This is a genomic window from Clostridiales bacterium FE2011, from assembly GCA_017569305.1.
Classification (GTDB): domain Bacteria; phylum Bacillota; class Clostridia; order Christensenellales; family Aristaeellaceae; genus Aristaeella.
On the sequence record CP069418.1, the window covers coordinates 2,996,306 to 3,014,167 of the forward strand.

The window sequence follows — 17,862 nt, forward strand, 5'->3', positions numbered from 1 at the left end:
GAAACATTTGAATCCTGCACAGTCTGAACCTATGGTCAGCGTTGTTATTCCGGCTTATAATGTGACAAAAACCCTGCCGCGTCTGCTGGATTGCCTGCTGAACCAGACATGGCAGAATCTGCAGATTATTCTTATTGATGACGGAAGTGAAGACGGGACAGCGGCGATGGCAAAGGAAGCCGCAGAAAAAGATCCACGTCTGACCGTGATCACCCAGGGTAATCTTGGCATTTCCTATGCGCGGAATGCGGGCCTGGCCAAGTGTGAAGGTAAATATATCCGTTTCATTGACGCAGACGATACACTGCCGCTGGATTCCATCGAGCGGATGGTCCGGCGGGCGGAGAAGGACGGCTCCGAGCTGGTGATCGGCGGATATGATCAGTATTTCGGCGACAGACGCAGTTTCCATAATCTGGCGGGGCGGGACGATACAGTTCCCAGTGAAGAGATGATGCGCCACCTGTGTGATCATGCCAACTCCTATTTCTACGGTGTGCTGTGGAACAAACTGTTCCTGCGGGAGATCGTGGAGAAGTGCGGCTGCCATTTCCAGGAAGACTTGACCTGGGGTGAGGACTTCGCCTTTGTAATGGATTATTTTTCCGGAGTGAATCAGGTGTCTTTTATGAAGGATTCCCTGTATGATTACCGGCGTACAGCAAACAGTACCTCCATCCGGCAGGTGCTGGACTGCGTAAAGCACCCGGCAGAGAATACCCGGATCAAGGGAGAACTGTACTGGCATCTGAAGAATATGTACCGGAAACGGGGACTGTACGAGAAGTATAAGAACAGGCTGTGGCTGTACCTGTTCAGGGTGGGGTTGGGCTGAGGACGCATGAATGCGACCTCAGCCAATGAATAATGAAAACTTAAAACTTAAAACTGAAGAATGGCGGAGAAAACTCCTGCGAAGATCGCAGGAGTTTTTTTGATTGAGAAATCAGTGATGAGTGGAGAGTGAAGAGTTTAGAGTGTAGAGTTTGCACGGCCTTTTACTTGCCGTGTGCCGAACAATGCAATGACCGTGCCGACAGCACAGATAGCGACGGCGGTGAGCATAGTCGGTTTGACACCGGCGGTATCGAACATCTGTCCGCCGATAAGGCTGGCCAACACGGAGCCGATGGTTGTCATGCTGAAGGCGAGGCTCTGGGCTTTCGCGGAATCCTTCCGGGCTACCTGACGGTCAGCGTAGCTGACGATCAGCACAGTATAGAGGGCGTAGCTGGGCGCCTGGAGTACGCGGGCGGCAAAGAACAGCGGAATGGTCGGCGCCAGGGCGTAGGCCAGGATCTTCAGAACAAAGAACACAAAGGAGAGACGGATATAATGCACCGTATCCCACTTTTTCGGCAGTTTTGAGGAGAACATCATAATGGGCACTTCCGTGATGGCTGTGAAGGCAGCTACATAGCCCATGATGGCGGTATCTCCGCCGAGAGCACGGATTTCATTGATCAGGAAGTTGCCGTCCATGTTGTGCGCGATGAAGATGATAATAGTACCGAAGAGCATGAGGCAGAACATCCTGTTTTCCCGGATAAAGACGGGCAGGGAGGAAGACTGCTCCCGGATTTCTGTTTCAGCAGGCGGCATGGCGGTTTCAGCTTCCCGGAGATCCCGGTCAATCAGCCGGTTGCCGGCGAACTGGAGCAGGACAACAGCCAAGCCGGCAAAGGGCAGGGACAGATGGCCCCAGCGGGCTGTAATGATGCCCAGAAGGGTGCTCAGGATGACGAATGAAAAACTGCCCATGGAACGGGCAAAACCGAAATTGAGGGGTGCCTTGGCCCGCTCCAGCCGTACGCACAGATCCAGGTTCATGGCGTTGACCGGCATCATGGCGGTGATGTACAGCACATAGCAGGCAGCATTGAAAAAATCCCGGCGGGGATGTACCCGCAGGACGATGAGCAGCGCCACCTGAATGGCCAGCAGCACATTCACTACCGAGGCATGACGGAGATTCCGGTTCCGGTCAATCTGTGCGCCGAGGACAGGACTGAGCAGTGCTCCGCCCACGTTGCCCAATGCCAGGATGAGGCCGAGCTCGGCATTGGAGCAGCCGATACCCTGCAGATAGACGGCGGCATAGGCGGTAACCACACAGAAGGCCATCCAGAACCCGCCGGTAATAAGCGTGTAATGGAGGGTAACGGGAGACAATCCTTTTTTCATCACTTTACTCCGTTATGGATTAATCAGAAACCAAGGGAGTCATTTACCAGGATTACGTGGATCCGGCCGGCATGGCGGCTGAAGCGGGTGATCAGGAACTGGCAGCAGATGGTATCCGGGCTTTTGCAGTCCATGCACTTGCCGGTTTTCGCACAGGGCGTGGACAGGCCGAACCGCTGGGCATTGGTCGGGGCGGCGATGTTCCGGGCACGCTTCATGGCACTGTCCAGATCACCGCAGACCTTGTTCATCCCCACGATAAACAGTACTTCCTTCGGGCCCTGGCAGATGGCGGAGACGCGGTTGGCGTTTCCGTCAATGTTCACGAGGATACCGTCGTCTGTCATGGCGTTCACACTGGCAAGGAAGACATCCGCGTCATAGGCGGCCAGCATGGCGGCCCGCTTATCTTCCATAGCATCCCGATCAATGAAATGATAATTGCCGTCCTTGACGGCCTGCACCAGGCCGATTTCATGAGCGCTCATGGCACCGCCCATGGTGACGGTGCTGTATTCCGGAATCAGGCTGAGGGCGAGCTTCAGGGCTTCTTCCTTTGAGGCAGCATAGTATCCGCTCATATTGCGGGATTCCAGCCCTTTGATGACTTTCTGCGCAAGGAGCTCGTTTCTTTTGAAGATGTTTGTATTCATCCGCGGCCTCCTGTATTTGTCCGTTATTGTTCTTTGTACTGCGATGATAACAAAAAAGGAACGGACCTTCAAGAATAAAAAAGGTTTTGAATGAAATAAAAGAGTGGTTTCAGCACTTGCTGAAACCACTCTGGTTTATACGGTTTATTTCAGGGGCTTCCGGGCAATGATCAGGTACCGGTGAGTGGTTCCGTCAATACTGCCTTTTTTCTCCAGCTGTGCCTGCATCCGCAGCAGACGGTCAAAGCAGCTGTCCACAGAGAAACCGGGGAACTCCCACTCAATGATACGGGCAAACCAGACAAAGGCGCCCACGTCATAGAAGCGGATCTGTCCATAGTGTTCTTCCGCCCTGACGATCTCGAAACCGGCCTGCTCGAAAGCGCTCTGCTGTACTGAAAGGTGAAGACCGGAAGTGGGATCCGCTGTATCAGGGAATATCATCCGCACCAGGTCCAGGTCATTCCGGTTACCAACCTGCTGGGTGATAAACAGTCCGCCGGGCTTCAGCACCCGGTACAGCTCTTCAGGACAAAGATCCCCGTGACGGTTGATGACCAGATCAAAGGAGCTGTCCCCAAATGGAAGATGAGCTGGGTCAGAGCATTCCCTCATGTCAATTCCCAGGGGAATCAGCTTTTCCTGGCACAGCTTCACGTTGGGCGGGAAGCCTTCGGTTGCCGCGGTGTTCTCATAGGGATGTCCCAAGGAAAGAAGGAATTCACCGCCGCCGGTGTCATAGTCCAGGAGCTTCATATCCTTCTTCAGGTACTGACGGACAAGACTGTCGTAGTCCCAGGGGATATCATGTTCCTCTTCGTACTTATCGGCGATGTGGGAAAAGTCCCAGCCGTGAATGTGGGCGATGGCTTCTTCCTGTTTCCAGAGTTCTTTTAATTCCTGATGATTCATTATTCTGCGTTCCTTTCTTTTTATGATTGATATCGGGAAGAAAGGTGCAGTTCCTGACAACAGATTCTGTTACTGCCTGTTTACTCGGTGCAACCTGCTGTCAGTTTTAAAGAACTGCACCGAGTTGTTATCTCGCATCCTCATTGGTTACCTCCTGTCATGTTTTACAAACACAACATGGAAATTATAGCACAATCACATTCAGGAGAGAAACTGTTTAATGAAGAATAAGAAAACCTCCCTTCACCGGGAAGGGAGGCTGAGAATCTTATTTGTCGAAAGCCGGGGGAACAGGCTTCGTGATCTCCTGCAGGCGGCGCTGGCGGCGGGTGAGCATATCAGGAGATTTGGCCTGAATGTCACCGGCTTTGGTCAGGGCCCACTTGGTGAGGGAAGGACCAACCAGTTCATAGATCAGCACGGAGAACAAGACGATGTTCCGGATCAGGGTGCCTTCTGCACCGCCGAGAACCCGGTAGGCTGTGCTGCACATTCCCAGGGCAACACCGGCCTGGGGCAGCAGGGTGATACCCAGCCATTTCCGGACAGTTTCGGGGCTCTTCGCCAGGGAGGAAGACCAGTGGGCACCGAGGATCTTACCCATGGAACGGAAGAGAATATAAACCACACCGATCAGTACCACAGAGAGATCCGCAAAGACGCTGAAATCCAACGCCGCACCGCTGAGTACGAAGAACAGGGTGATGGCCGGGCCGGACCAGCGGTCCGCCTGCAGCATCAGGTCCTCGCTGAGGGGGCAGAAGTTGCAGAAGATGGTGCCGAGCATCATGCAGACCAGCAGGGAGGAGAAACCGAAGGTGAAAGGACCGATCGGGATCTTCAGCTGGCTGACGGCGACGGTGAGCACCACGCTGCCGACGATCAGGGCATTACGGTTGCGGTGGGAGTGGAAGAAACGCTCCAGCCAGGTAAGACCCATGCCCACCAGGCCGCCGAAGACAATGGAAAGGATAACCTCCATGAGCGGTTCAATGATCAGCGCTGCAATATGGGTGGTACCGTTTTTCATGGACTGGGCGATACCGAAGGAAACAGCGAAAATCACCAGGCCGACGGCGTCATCCAGGGCGACGACGGGCAGCAGGACGTCCGTAACCGGACCCTTGGCCTTGTACTGACGGACAACCATCAGGGTGGCGGCAGGAGCGGTTGCGGCGGCGATGGCGCCCAGGGTGATGGCTACCGGCATGGGCAGGAGGTCCGGCATGATGAAGTGCAGGGCGACCAGGGCGATATCCACACAAATGGTGGCAACCACGGCCTGCAGGATACCGATGATGGTAGCCTGCTTTCCGGTCTGCTTCAGAGCAGACAGACGGAATTCATGACCAATGGCAAAGGCGATGAAGCCCAGGGCCACGTCAGAGATCATAGACAGGGAGTCCACCTGATCCGCGGTGTTGAAGCCCAGGCAGGGCACCCCCAGACGACCGAGCACGCAGGGTCCGATCAGGATACCGGCTACCAGATAGGCGGTAACGTCCGGCAGGCGGAATTTGACAAAAAGCCGTGTCATCAGCAGACCGGCAAAGAGGGCAAGAGCAAGCAGCAAAAGTGTCTGCATAAAAGGCTACGCTTCCTTTCAGAAATCCATTGCGTGTCAAATCGTACGCCGACGAATTGTATCACCAAATCAGGAAAATCTCAATGATTTTTCTGATTTGGCACTAAATGAATACTTAAAACTTAAAACTGAAGACTTAAAAATGGTGGAGGGAACAGATTCCGGAGGAATCTGTTCCTTTGATTTAATGCGTCTTCGACGTATTAAGGGATTTCTCGACTTCGCTCGAAATGACACAATGGGACGGCTTTGCCGACCCATTATGAGCCAAACTATTTGCTCAACGATGTGTTGAGCCATTCAGTCAATGATAATAATTGTCCGGGGTGAGGACTTGTGGTAGAATTATATAAGATTGAAACCGGGAGGATAATACAAGATGAATGTGACAAAGGATATCCGTTATATCGGGGTGAACGATCATGAGATCGACCTGTTTGAGGGAATGTACATCGTGCCGGAAGGTATGGCGTACAATTCTTATGTGATCCTGGACGAAAAGGTGGCCGTGATGGATACGGCTGACCGGCACTTTGTGCAGAAGTGGCTGGGCAATCTGGAAGCTGCGCTGGAAGGCAGGAAGCCTGACTATCTGATCGTCCAGCACATGGAGCCGGATCATTCCTCCGGTATCGCCGCTTTTATGGAAGCGTATCCGGAAGCCAAGGTGGTTGCGACAGCCAAGGCCTTTACGATGATGAAGAACTTCACAGGTACGGATTATACCGGCCGTGGTATTGTGGTGAAGGAAGGGGACAAGCTGGAACTGGGCAGCCATGTGCTGACATTTGTGACTGCGCCCATGGTCCACTGGCCTGAAGTCATGTTCACCTATGACAGCACAGACAAGGTGCTGTTTTCCGCGGATGCCTTTGGCAAGTTCGGCGCGCTGGACGCGGAGGACGAAGAAGGCTGGGCCTGCGAAGCCCGCCGGTATTACTTCGGCATCGTGGGCAAGTACGGTGCACAGGTACAGGCAGTGCTGAAGAAGGCTGCGGCCCTGGATATCCAGATCATCTGCCCGCTGCATGGACCGGTACTGAATGAGAATCTCGGCTACTACCTGGACCTGTACAACACCTGGTCCTCCTACGGCGTGGAAACCGAGGGTGTTGCTGTATTCTACACCTCCGTGTACGGCCATACGAAAGAGGCGGCCGAATTCATGGCGGCGAAGCTGCAGGAACTGGGCTGCCCGAAGGTGGCCATCAGCGACCTGGCCCGGGACGACATGGCGGAAGCAGTGGAGGACGCTTTCCGGTACGGAAAGATCGTGCTGGCTACCACAACCTATAACGCTGATGTGTTCCCCTTCATGAGGGAGTTCATTGAGCACCTGACGGAACGGAACTACCAGAACCGGAAGATCGGCTTCATTGAGAACGGCAGCTGGGCCCCGACGGCAGCGAAAGTGATGAAAGGCATGCTGGAAGGCTGTAAGAACACAACGTTCGCGGAGACAGAGGTGAAGATCCTGTCCGCCATGACGGAAGAGAATAAGACGCAAATCGAACAGCTGGCGAAAGAAATGATTAATTCATAATTCTGCGATCGCTGTTACCAAAGTTCTTACAGAACTTTGACAGCTGTAGCATAGCAGTTGTTACCCAAATCATAGATTTGGACAACTGCTCAACAATTCATAATTCATAATTATGGATGCTTGAAGCATACAAAAAAGGCCCATCGATGAATCGATGGGCCTTTTTGTTGTTGATGATTAGCGTCTCATGTGGTTGATGTCGACAAGCTCGGTATTCTGCAGGGTAAAGCGGGAACCGAGGATATCCATCAGGGCGTTGGCGGTGTCCAGTGAGGTCATGCAGGGGATACCCAGAACCATGGCCTTGCGGTGGAGAACGGTGTAGTCACCCACAGTGTCGTCCTTGACAGCACCGGTATAGATGATGTAGTTCACGGAGCCGTTTTCCATCAGGCCGATGATCTCATCGCTGATCTTCGGGTCAGCAACGGGAGTCACGTGGATGCCGACGGCAGAAATGGCCCGGGCGGTATCCTTGGTGGCATAGACGCTGATGCCCTGATCGTAGCAGCGCTTAGCTACGGCAATGGCATCCGGGAAGTCCTCGTCTTCAACGGACAGAAGCACGCCGGTGTGATCCTTTTCACGGGCGGTGGGCAGATGGAAGCCGGCAGCGGACAGGCCTTTGAACAACGCTTCTGCCTTGGTGATGCCGATGCCCAGCACTTCACCGGTGGACTTCATTTCCGGTCCGAGGATGGAGTCAGCGTCGTTCAGCTTCTCAAAGGAGAAGACCGGTACCTTGATGGCACAGTAGGGCGGGACGGGATAGAGCCCGGTACCGTAGCCCAGATCCTTCAGCGGCTCGTCCAGCATGACGCGGGAAGCGAGATCCACCATGGGAACGCCGGTAACCTTTGAAATATAGGGGATTGTCCGGGAAGCCCTGGGATTCACTTCGATGACGTACAGTTCATTGTCATAGATCAGGTACTGGATATTCACCAGGCCTTTGGTGCCCAGTGCGAGGGCAAGCTTGGTGGAGATATCACAGATCTTCTCCTGGAACTTCTCGGTCAGGTTGAAGGGCGGATAAACGGCGATGGAGTCACCGCTGTGAACACCGGCACGTTCAATATGTTCCATGATGCCGGGGATCAGCACATCCTTGCCGTCGGAGATAACGTCCACTTCCAGCTCAATGCCGGGCAGATACTGGTCTACCAGCACCGGGTTTTCGATGCCGCCGGAGAGAATCCGGGTCATGTAGTCCACGGTATGTTTCCGGCTGCGGGAGATGGTCATGTTCTGGCCGCCGATCACGTAGGAGGGACGCAGCAGAACGGGATAGCCCAGGCCTTCCGCGGCGGCAACGGCCTCTTCCATGGTGCGGACGCCCATGCCGCGGGGACGGCGGATGCTGAACTGCTCCAGCAGGGCGTCGAACCGCTCACGGTCTTCAGCGATATCAATGGATTCAGCACTGGTGCCCAGGATGCGGATGCCCTGGGAATCCAGGAACTGGGTCAGCTTGATGGCGGTCTGGCCGCCGAAGGCTACCACGACACCGACGGGCTTTTCCACCTCGATGACGTTCATGACGTCTTCCGGAGTGAGAGGCTCGAAGTACAGGCGGTCCGCGGTGTCATAGTCGGTGGAGACGGTCTCCGGGTTATTGTTGATGATGACCACATCATAGCCGATGCGGCGCAGGGTCCACACACAGTGGACGGAGGAGTAGTCGAACTCGATACCCTGGCCGATCCGGATGGGACCGGAACCAAGCACGATGACAACAGGACGGCCGGAACGCTTCAGGCTGCGGGACTCGCAGGCCTTGTCCGTGCAGGAGTAGAAGTAAGGTGTTTCTGCGGCAAACTCAGCACCGCAGGTATCAACCATTTTGTAGCTCATCTTCCAGCCGGGGACTTCCTTCGCACCGGTGATCCGCATGATGGCTTTGTCCGGATAGCCCATTTTCTTGAAGGTTTCATAGTCGCCGGGCTGCAGGCCCTTGCCTTCGGTCCGCATTTCCAGTTCAGCCATGGCGCGGAGCCGGTAGAGGAAGAACCGGTCGATCTTTGTGATTTCAAAAATCTCGTCCACGGTCATACCCTGCTTCAGGGCTTCAAAGACGGTGAAGAGACGGCGGTCATCCTGGCGGGCCAGGCGATCCCGGATGGGTTCGTCCGTCAGGGGAAGCGCGTTCAGCGTATCCAGGGAGATTTCCGCACCGCGGACAGCCTTCATCAGGGCTTCCTCGAAGCGCTGGCCGATGGCCATGACTTCGCCGGTGGCCTTCATCTGGGTGCCCAGGCGGCGGGAGGAACCATAGAACTTATCAAAGGGCCACTTCGGGAACTTGACGACCACATAGTCGACGGTGGGCTCGAAGCAGGCGCAGGTTTTGCCGGTGATATCGTTGGCGATCTCGTCCAGGGAATAGCCCAGGGCAAGGCGGGTTGTGATCTTGGCGATCGGATAGCCGGTAGCCTTGCTGGCCAGGGCGGAGGAACGGCTGACACGGGGATTGACCTCGATGACCGCGTATTCGAAGGAATCAGGATTCAGGGCAAACTGGCAGTTGCAGCCGCCGACGATGCCGATGGCGCTGATGATATCCAGCGACGCGGTCCGGAGCATCTGGTACTCTTTATCGGACAGGGTCAGGGCAGGCGCCACAACCACGCTGTCACCGGTATGAATACCTACGGGGTCCACGTTTTCCATGGAGCAGACGGCGATGACGTTGCCCTGGGCGTCCCGCATGGTTTCAAACTCAATTTCCTTCCAGCCGGAGATGCACTTCTCCACCAGAATCTGGGTAATGGGGGAAGCGTCAAGGCCTGCACGGGCGATGACGCGCATTTCTTCTTCATTGGCCGCAATACCGCCGCCGCTGCCGCCCAGGGTATAGGCGGGACGGACGATGACGGGGTAACCAATCTCATTGGCCCATTTCAGGGCGTCTTCCATGTTCTCCGCAATGCCGGAAGGCACGCAGGGCTGACCAGCCTTCAGCATGGTTTCCCGGAAACGCTCACGGTCTTCCGCCCGCTCGATAGCTTCAATAGGAGAACCCAGCAGACGAACACCAAATTCTTCCAAGGTGCCGTCGCGGCTCAGCTGCATGGCCAGGGTCAGACCGGTCTGACCGCCGAGACCGGCGATCAGTCCGTCCGGACGTTCCTTTTCGATAACCCGGCGGACAGTGGCCGCGTTCAGCGGCTCCAGGTAGATTTCATCCGCCAGATGCTGGTCGGTCATGATGGTGGCGGGGTTGGAGTTCACCAGCACCACGTTGATGCCTTCCGCTTTCAGCACGCGGCAGGCCTGGGCACCGGCGTAGTCAAATTCAGCAGCCTGGCCGATGACGATGGGGCCGGAACCGATGACCAGAACCTTTTTGATTGAACTGTCCTTAGGCATTGGCTTTTCCTCCATTCGTCATGTTTTCAACAAAGCGGTCAAACAGAATCGCTGTATCCCGGGGGCCGGATGCGGCTTCGGGATGGAACTGGACGGTGAAGCATTTCAGGTCCGGATAATCCATGCCTTCGCAGCTTCCGTCATTGGCGTTCCGGAAGGATTCGGTACCGATGCCCTTCAGGGAATCCGCCACGACCGCGTAACCGTGGTTCTGGGAAGTGATATAGGTACGGCCGGCAGCCAGGTCGCGCACGGGCTGATTGCCGCCGCGGTGGCCGTATTTCAGCTTGATGGTGTCTCCGCCAAGGGCAAGGGCAGCCAGCTGGTGGCCGAGGCAGATGCCGAAGACAGGCAGTTTGCCGATCAGCTTTTTGAGTTCGCCAATGCAGAAAGTGTTTTCCTTCGGATCTCCGGGACCGTTGGACAGCATGATACCGTCCGGATCGGAGGCCAGGATGGTTTCGGCGGTAGTGCGGGCAGGCCACACCGTAACGGAGCAGCCGCGCTTCTGCAGGCTGCGGATGATATTGTGCTTGGCTCCGTAATCGATCAGGGCGACACGGCAGATTTCCTTACCTTCGGCAGGGAAGGATTCTTTCACGGCTTCCGTGACGGAATCCACGGCATCTTTCACTGTGAAATTCCTGATCTCGCTGAGATCCGACGGGATCTCGTCGCAGATCATGGCGTTCATGACGCCCTCTTCCCGGGTGATGCGGACGATCTCACGGGTGTCCACGCCGCACAGGCCGGGGATGCCTTTGGCCACCAGGTATTCATTCAGCGGATAGGCAGAGCGGAAGTTGGAAGGTGTGTCGCACAGTTCACGGACGATATAGCCGAACAGTTCGCTGTGCCCTTCAAAGTCTTCCTCGATTACGCCGTAGTTGCCGATCAGGGGGAAGGTCTGGGTGACGATCTGACCGTAATAACTGGGGTCCGTCAGGGTTTCCAGGTAGCCTTCCATACCGGTAGTGAAAACCAGTTCACCGATCCGATCGATGTGCGCGCCGATGCGGCGGCCTTCAAAGACGGTTCCGTTTGCAAGCACAAGATAAGCCATAGTTCAAACTCCTTAGGTATAAAGTAGGAGGTAGTTACAAGGTAGGAGGTAGGAGGTAGGAGGTAAAAGGTTATTTGCAGGCAGCTTTGATGACGTCTGCGGCTTTGATCAGGAGTTCGTCCGGGGTGTTCAGGGCGGGGAGAAGGCGGACTTTATCCTTTGCGGTGAGGCAGAGAACGCCGTTTTCCCTGCAGGCGGCCAGAACTTCTGCGGCGGGTTTGGTGGTCTTCAGACCGATCATCAGACCCAGACCGGAGATGCTTTCGATTCCGGGAGCACCCTCCAGCAGGCTGCGGATCAGCTGGCTCTTGCGGGTGACCTCAGCGAGAAAGTCATCTGTCAGCCGCTCCACAATGGAGAGCGCAGCTGCCGCTGCGATCGGATTGCCACCGAAGGTGGAACCGTGATCGCCGTAGGAAAGGACATCCTTCACTTTCTCGCTCATCAGGGTGGCGCCCATGGGCAGGCCACCGGCCAGTCCCTTGGCGGTAGAAACCACATCAGGCTGCAGACCGTATTGCATATAGGCGTACATGGTGCCGGTGCGGCCGTTGCCGGTCTGCACTTCGTCCACCATGAGCAGGATATCCTGCTCCTTCAGGAAGGCAGCCAGCTCCTTCACGAAATCCGGAGCCAGGGCGATGACGCCGCCTTCACCCTGTACCATCTCGATGAGAACCGCGGCGACAGTGCCGTTAGCGCAAAGCTTTTTCAGCGCATCCATATCTCCGGCAGGGAAAGAAGCAAAGCCGGGAGTCAGAGGCTGGAAGAGTTCGTGAAAGTGATCCTGTCCGGTGGCGGCCAGGGTGGTCAGGGTCCGGCCATGGAAGCTCTGCTCCAGCGTCACAATAGTAGAGCAGGCGGGTCCTTTGTGTTCCGCGGCCCATTTCCGGGCAACCTTGATGGCGCATTCATTGGCTTCTGCTCCGGAATTGGAGAAGAACACCTTGGACATGCCGGTCTTATCACACAGGGCCTTGGCCAGGTTGGCACAGGGAGCAGTGTAGAACAGGTTCGACATATGCTGAACGCTGTGGATCTGCTTTTCCACAGCTGCGATCCATTCGTCATCCGCTACACCGAAGGAGGTGACTGCGATGCCTGAACCCATGTCGATATATTCCTTGCCATTGACATCCTTTACCAGGGAACCTTTGCCGCTGATGATTTCAATGGGGAACCGTTTGTAGGTGGAGGCGACGTATTGGTTGTCCAGTTCGATGGTGTTCATAGGAACCTCCGGATAATTATCAGAATTAAGAATTCAGAATTCAGAATTAATGGTGGACAAAATATCTTCATCCTGCGGATTTGATATTTTGACGCTCACTCCCAGCCCTTTTGCCTGTCATCAGCTTCTTCTCCTTTGGAGACCATGGTGCCGGCACCTTCGTCGGTGAGAAGCTCCATCAGGATGGAGTGAGGGACGCGGCCGTCCATGATAACTACGTTGCGAACGCCACGGGAAAGGGCTTTCGCACAGCATTCCACCTTCGGGATCATGCCGCCGGAGATAATGCCGCTGTCATACAGGGAGGGCAGCTCAGGCAGGGTGATCTGGGGAATCAGGGTGGAAGGATCGTTCTTGTCCTTCAGTACACCGGCAATGTCTGTCATCATGATCAGACGCTCGGCACCCAGCGCTCCGGCGATATAAGCTGCAGCAGTATCGCCATTGATGTTGTAGGCGTTGCCGCTCTTGTCACAGCCGACGGTGGAGACTACCGGGATGTAGCCCCGGTCCAGCAGGTCGGTGACAGGCTGGATGTGCACTTTCTGGATTTCGCCCACATAGCCCAGGCGTTCATCCTTCATGCTGCACTGCAGCAGGCGTCCGTCCATACCGGAGAGACCGACAGCTTTGCCACCTTTCATTTCCAGCAGGTTGACCAGCGTCTTGTTGATTTTGCCGGCCAGCACCATCTGGACAATGTCCATGGTTTCCTTATCCGTGACACGCAGGCCATCCACAAACTCCGGCTTTTTGCCGAGCTTGTCCATGAGATCGTTGATCTCCGGGCCGCCGCCGTGAACCAGCACAATGCGCACGCCGATCAGCCACAGCAGGACGATGTCCTCCATGACCTGCTGCTTCAGCTGGTCATTGATCATGGCATTTCCGCCGTATTTCACGACAACCACCTTGCCAGCGTAACGGCGGATGTAAGGCAGAGCAGCGGTCAGGACTTCCGCCCGCTCCATGTTAGTGAGGTTGGTATTCATCATAGCACTCCTTATGATCTTCACTGATTGGAATCAAAATTCATAATTCACAATTCAAAATTCATAATTGAGATACTTTTCAGACCTGTTGAATGAAACAGCGTGTCAGGTCCGATAATCGCCGTTGATTTTGACGTAGTCATAGGTGAGATCACAGCCCCAGGCGGTGGCTTCCTCGTCACCCATGTTCATATCACAGTCAAAGTGCACATCGTGCTCGGAAAGGATGGCCAGTGCCTTTTCCTCATCAAAGAGCTGCACGCAGCCGTCCTTGTAGAAGCAGACGGAACCGGATTTACCGGTCATGGTGATGACGATGTTTGCCGGATCAAAGGCAGGACCGGCATAACCGAGGGCACAGAGCACCCGGCCGCAGTTGGCGTCCTTGCCATAGATCATGGCTTTGACCAGACTGGATCCGGCTACTGAACGGGCCAGGGTTCGGGCGTTTTCCTTCGTGTCAGCGTTGAAAACGCGGATTTCCAACAGGTGGGTAGCGCCTTCACCGTCAGAAGCCATCAGGACTGACAGATCATGGCAGACGCTGTACAGAGCGGAACAAAAGAGCTCATAACTTTCATCTTCCACTGTGATCGGCTTGTTACCGGCAAGACCGCTGGAGAAGAGCAGCAGGGTATCGTTGGTGCTGGTGTCGCCGTCCACGGTGATCATGTTGAAGGTGTCCTTGATCACATTGCTGAGTGCTTTCTGCAGCAGGGAGGGATCGATGGCGCAGTCTGTGGCCAGGTATCCCAGCATGGTGCACATGTTCGGATGAATCATGCCGGAGCCCTTGCTCATGCCGCCAAGGCGGACGGTAACCGTGCCTTCGCCGGAAACGGCGGGAAGATCGAACTCTACCGCATATTCCTTGTTCACGGTATCGGTGGTCATGATGGCCTTGCTGGCCAGGGTGCCGGCTTCAGCAGAATCAGAAAGATTCTTTGCCATCACGGTGACGCCCGCAGTGATCCGGTCCAGGGGCACATTCGGACCGATGACGCCGGTGGAGCCAACCAGAACTTCATCGGCGGAGATTCCCAGGATTTCGGCGGTATGCTTTGCGGTTTCACTGCACAGGCGCATACCTTCCTCACCGGTGCCTGCATTGGCAATGCCGGTGTTGACAACCACGGCACGGGCGGGCTTGCCGGACTTTACAATGCCCATGTCCCAAAGCACGGGAGCGGCCTTGACCCGGTTGGAAGTGAAGGTTCCGGCTACCGCACAGGGCACATCCGTAAACAGCAGCGCCATATCCCGACGGTTCTGATACTTGATGGCCGCTTCGCAGCTTGCAGCCTTAAATCCCTTTGCTGCGGTAAAACCGCCCGCTATCTTACGAATCTTCATTGTCTTCTCCTATAAAACGCGTAATGTTCTTATCGTTCAGTACGAAATCGTAGTAGTTAACGTCGGAACGTTTGTTCCAGCCGATCTGTTTCCAGAAGGCGTTTCCGGCATCGTTGGCTGTGAAGGCAATCAGTGCTACTTTGTTGATGCCCATGGCCTTCAGCTGATGCATACAGAAGCCGACCATGTGGGTGCCGATGCCCCGGCGCCGGTATTCCTTAGCGACGCATACATGATACAGGGCGCCCTGGCGGCCGTCAGAACCGCACAGGATTGTGCCGATGATCCGGTTCCCGGCCTTCGCGACAACGCTTGTGGTGGGATTCCGCTGAATGAAGCGCTCAATGTCTTCCCGGGAATCATCCAGCGCGCGGATGCCAAAGCCCCGGATGGTCATCCAGAGGGCCCGGACGTCGTCGTAATCCTCCGGTTTCATCGGCATGATGTCGATTTCGTTGATTAACTGCTGATCCATCATTAACTCCCCGTTGAGTTTGATGCAGCCAGCTTTGTGCCGGCTTAAACCACCAGGCCTTCTGCCTCATCAAGGCCGAGTGCGATGTTCATATTCTGGATTGCCGCGCCTGAGGCACCTTTGCCCAGGTTGTCAAAGCGGGATACCAGCAGGATCCGTTCCTCGTTTCCGTAAACGGAGACCTGCAGATCATCCCGGCCGGCAAAAGCACCGGCGGAGAGGAAGCCGCTTTCATCCGGCGTTTCCGCATAGCGGATCAGGCCCTTCTGATAATATGCCTTATAGACTTCACGGATTTCATCAGGTGTGGCGGAGGTTTCCGCGGGCGTCAGCGGCACGGTGACTTCCATGCCGGCGTAGTACGGAGCCACGATGGGGCTGAATACCGGCGCGTGATCCAGGCTGCACAGCTTAGCCATTTCCGGCAGATGCTTGTGCATCTGGGTAAGGCCGTACTGCCGAGGCGCCTGGTACAGCGGATCCACGTCCTCAGACTCGTACTCCGCAATCATCTTTTTTCCGCCGCCGGAGTAACCGGTGAGAGAAAAACTGGACAGGCGGACATCTTTTTTCAGAAGTCCGGCGGAGACCAGCGGTGCTACCAGGGAGATGAAACCGGTGGCGTGACAGCCGGGGTTGGCTATACGCTTTGCTGTTATCAGCTTCTCCCGCAGGCCGGTCAGTTCCGGCATGCCGTACACCCAGTCCTCTGATACCCGGTGCGCGGTGGAGGTGTCAATGATGACAGCATCCGGACTGGTTACGAAGGAGGCGGCTTCTATTGCTGCCGCATCCGGCAGGCAGAGGAAGGAAACGGCGGCACTGTTCAGTGCTTCCGCCCGGGCAGCGGGATCTTTGCGGGTCTCTTCCGGCAGGATGATCAGTTCAATATCCTTCCGGGCGGAAAGGCGTTCCCGGATCCGCAGGCCGGTGGTTCCGGCGCTTCCGTCAATAAAAACCTGAATCATGAAAGTTCCTTTCATCAAATGAAGAATGAAGAATGAAAAATGAAGAATTTCAGATACCGCCCTATGATATGAAACCATCCCGCCGGGTGAGGGCGGGAATGGTTTCAATGAGATTCAGATTACTTCTTCTGATTTGCAGCGTCCACCAGCGCCTGAACCTTGGTGGGCAGACCGAACAGGGTGATGAAGCCGGCGGAATCTTTCTGATCGTAATCGCTGGCACCGAAGGTGGCGATATCTTCAGAATACAGGGAGTAATCGCTCCAGACACCGGCTTTGATGATGTTGCCCTTGTAGAGCTTGAGCTTCACTTTACCGGTAACCTTTTCCTGGGTCTTGTCCACGAAGGCGGACAGCGCTTCCCGCAGGGGAGAGAACCACAGGCCGTTGTAAACCAGTTCGGCGAAGGTGATGGACAGCTTCTGCTTCTCGTGCATGGTGAGCTTATCCAGGCAGATGGATTCGAGGGTCTCGTGAGCTTTGTACAGGATCGTTCCGCCGGGGGTCTCATACACGCCGCGGCACTTCATGCCGACCAGCCGGTTCTCGACGATGTCGATGATGCCGATACCGTTGGCGCCGCCCAGCTCATTCAGCTTCAGGATGATGTTCTTGGCGGACATCTTTTCGCCGTCCAGGGCGACCGGGATACCCTTTTCGAACTCGATGGTCACGTAAGTGGGAACATCGGGAGCGTCGATGGGGGAAACACCCATTTCCAGGAAGCCGGGCTTCTCGTACAGCGGCTCGTTGCCGGTATCTTCCAGATCCATACCTTCATGGCTCAGGTGCCAGAGGTTCTTATCCTTGGAATAGTTTGTTTCCCGGTTGATCTTCAGCGGGATGTTGTGCGCTTCGGCATAGTCGATTTCTTCATCCCGGGACTGGATGCTCCACTCACGCCAGGGGGCGATGATGGGCATGTCGGGAGCGAAGTGTTTCACAGCCAGCTCGAACCGGACCTGGTCATTACCCTTACCGGTGCAGCCGTGGCAGATGGCGTCAGCGCCTTCCTTCTTGGCAATTTCCACCAGACCCTTGGCGATGCAGGGCCGTGCGTGGCTGGTGCCCAGCAGGTAGTCTTCATAGACAGCGCCGGCTTTCATGGTGGGGATGATGTAGTCATCCACATATTCTTCAGTCAGGTCCAGCACGTACAGCTTGCTGGCACCGGTCTTGATGGCCTTTTCTTCCAGACCGTCCAGTTCGGTACCCTGGCCGACGTCGCCGGAGACGGCGATGATTTCAGGATCGTTGTAGTTCTCCTTCAGCCACGGGATGATGATGGATGTATCGAGACCGCCGGAGTAGGCGAGGACGACTTTCTTGATGTCAGCTTTATTCATTGGGGTGACCTCCTTCTGCATGATTATGCAGGCAATATACACCCCTTAAAACCGGTTGTCAAGAGGAAAACAATAGAAAATCATAACATTTTTAAAGAAACTTATAAAATGAATATATGCATAATGTTATGCATAAACGGTACAAATAATGAATAGAAATGAAAAAGCCCGGCAATGCCGGGCGAGGA

General features: G+C 55.3%; 14 protein-coding genes. 2 read left to right on the forward strand and 12 right to left on the reverse strand.

What is annotated here, in order from left to right; translation table 11 throughout:
- Window positions 1-7 precede the first annotated feature (7 nt).
- Entirely contained in the window at window positions 8-835 is an 828-nt protein-coding gene (locus tag JRC49_13470) for a glycosyltransferase family 2 protein (protein QTE70782.1), read from the forward strand.
- Between the two features lie 137 nt (window positions 836-972).
- Here the strand turns inward: JRC49_13470 and JRC49_13475 are convergent, their stop codons facing one another.
- From JRC49_13475 to JRC49_13490, 4 genes are all read right to left on the reverse strand, one after another.
- Window positions 973-2,184 (reverse strand): MFS transporter, encoded by a 1,212-nt coding sequence (locus JRC49_13475; GenBank protein QTE70783.1) that lies wholly within the window; start codon window positions 2,182-2,184, stop codon window positions 973-975.
- A gap of 23 nt (window positions 2,185-2,207) precedes the next feature.
- A complete protein-coding gene (locus tag JRC49_13480) occupies window positions 2,208-2,837 on the reverse strand; it encodes a lactate utilization protein (protein ID QTE70784.1) in 630 nt (209 codons plus the stop codon).
- A gap of 144 nt (window positions 2,838-2,981) precedes the next feature.
- A complete protein-coding gene (locus JRC49_13485; GenBank protein ID QTE70785.1) occupies window positions 2,982-3,749 on the reverse strand; it encodes a methyltransferase domain-containing protein in 768 nt (255 codons plus the stop codon).
- A gap of 268 nt (window positions 3,750-4,017) precedes the next feature.
- The gene (locus JRC49_13490) at window positions 4,018-5,334 is read right to left on the reverse strand and encodes a cation:proton antiporter (protein QTE70786.1); all 1,317 of its coding nucleotides are present in this window, start codon (window positions 5,332-5,334) and stop codon (window positions 4,018-4,020) included.
- A 379-nt stretch (window positions 5,335-5,713) separates the two neighbouring features.
- Between JRC49_13490 and JRC49_13495 the strand changes: the two genes are divergently transcribed.
- Entirely contained in the window at window positions 5,714-6,877 is a 1,164-nt protein-coding gene (locus JRC49_13495) for an FprA family A-type flavoprotein (protein QTE70787.1), read from the forward strand.
- A 177-nt stretch (window positions 6,878-7,054) separates the two neighbouring features.
- Here the strand turns inward: JRC49_13495 and carB are convergent, their stop codons facing one another.
- The 8 genes from carB to JRC49_13535 form a co-directional block, all read right to left on the reverse strand.
- Window positions 7,055-10,246, reverse strand: coding sequence for a carbamoyl-phosphate synthase large subunit (gene carB, locus JRC49_13500; GenBank protein ID QTE70788.1), 3,192 nt, complete (start codon window positions 10,244-10,246; stop codon window positions 7,055-7,057).
- The gene (locus tag JRC49_13505) at window positions 10,239-11,309 is read right to left on the reverse strand and encodes a carbamoyl phosphate synthase small subunit (protein QTE70789.1); all 1,071 of its coding nucleotides are present in this window, start codon (window positions 11,307-11,309) and stop codon (window positions 10,239-10,241) included. Before JRC49_13505 ends, carB begins: the two co-directional genes overlap by 8 nt.
- A 70-nt stretch (window positions 11,310-11,379) precedes the next feature.
- Window positions 11,380-12,540, reverse strand: coding sequence for an acetylornithine transaminase (locus tag JRC49_13510; protein ID QTE70790.1), 1,161 nt, complete (start codon window positions 12,538-12,540; stop codon window positions 11,380-11,382).
- Between the two features lie 95 nt (window positions 12,541-12,635).
- Window positions 12,636-13,535 carry an acetylglutamate kinase gene (argB, locus tag JRC49_13515; GenBank protein QTE70791.1) on the reverse strand — a complete coding sequence of 300 codons (900 nt, stop codon included), beginning with the start codon at window positions 13,533-13,535 and terminating at the stop codon, window positions 12,636-12,638.
- Window positions 13,536-13,637: 102 nt separating this feature from the next.
- Window positions 13,638-14,885, reverse strand: a complete 1,248-nt coding sequence (gene argJ / locus JRC49_13520) for a bifunctional glutamate N-acetyltransferase/amino-acid acetyltransferase ArgJ (protein ID QTE70792.1) — start codon at window positions 14,883-14,885, stop codon at window positions 13,638-13,640.
- Window positions 14,872-15,321 (reverse strand): GNAT family N-acetyltransferase, encoded by a 450-nt coding sequence (locus JRC49_13525; GenBank protein ID QTE72889.1) that lies wholly within the window; start codon window positions 15,319-15,321, stop codon window positions 14,872-14,874. Before JRC49_13525 ends, argJ begins: the two co-directional genes overlap by 14 nt.
- Window positions 15,322-15,404: 83 nt before the next feature.
- Entirely contained in the window at window positions 15,405-16,328 is a 924-nt protein-coding gene (gene argC, locus JRC49_13530; GenBank protein ID QTE70793.1) for an N-acetyl-gamma-glutamyl-phosphate reductase, read from the reverse strand.
- Between the two features lie 119 nt (window positions 16,329-16,447).
- Window positions 16,448-17,674, reverse strand: coding sequence for an argininosuccinate synthase (locus JRC49_13535; GenBank protein QTE70794.1), 1,227 nt, complete (start codon window positions 17,672-17,674; stop codon window positions 16,448-16,450).
- Window positions 17,675-17,862 lie beyond the last annotated feature (188 nt).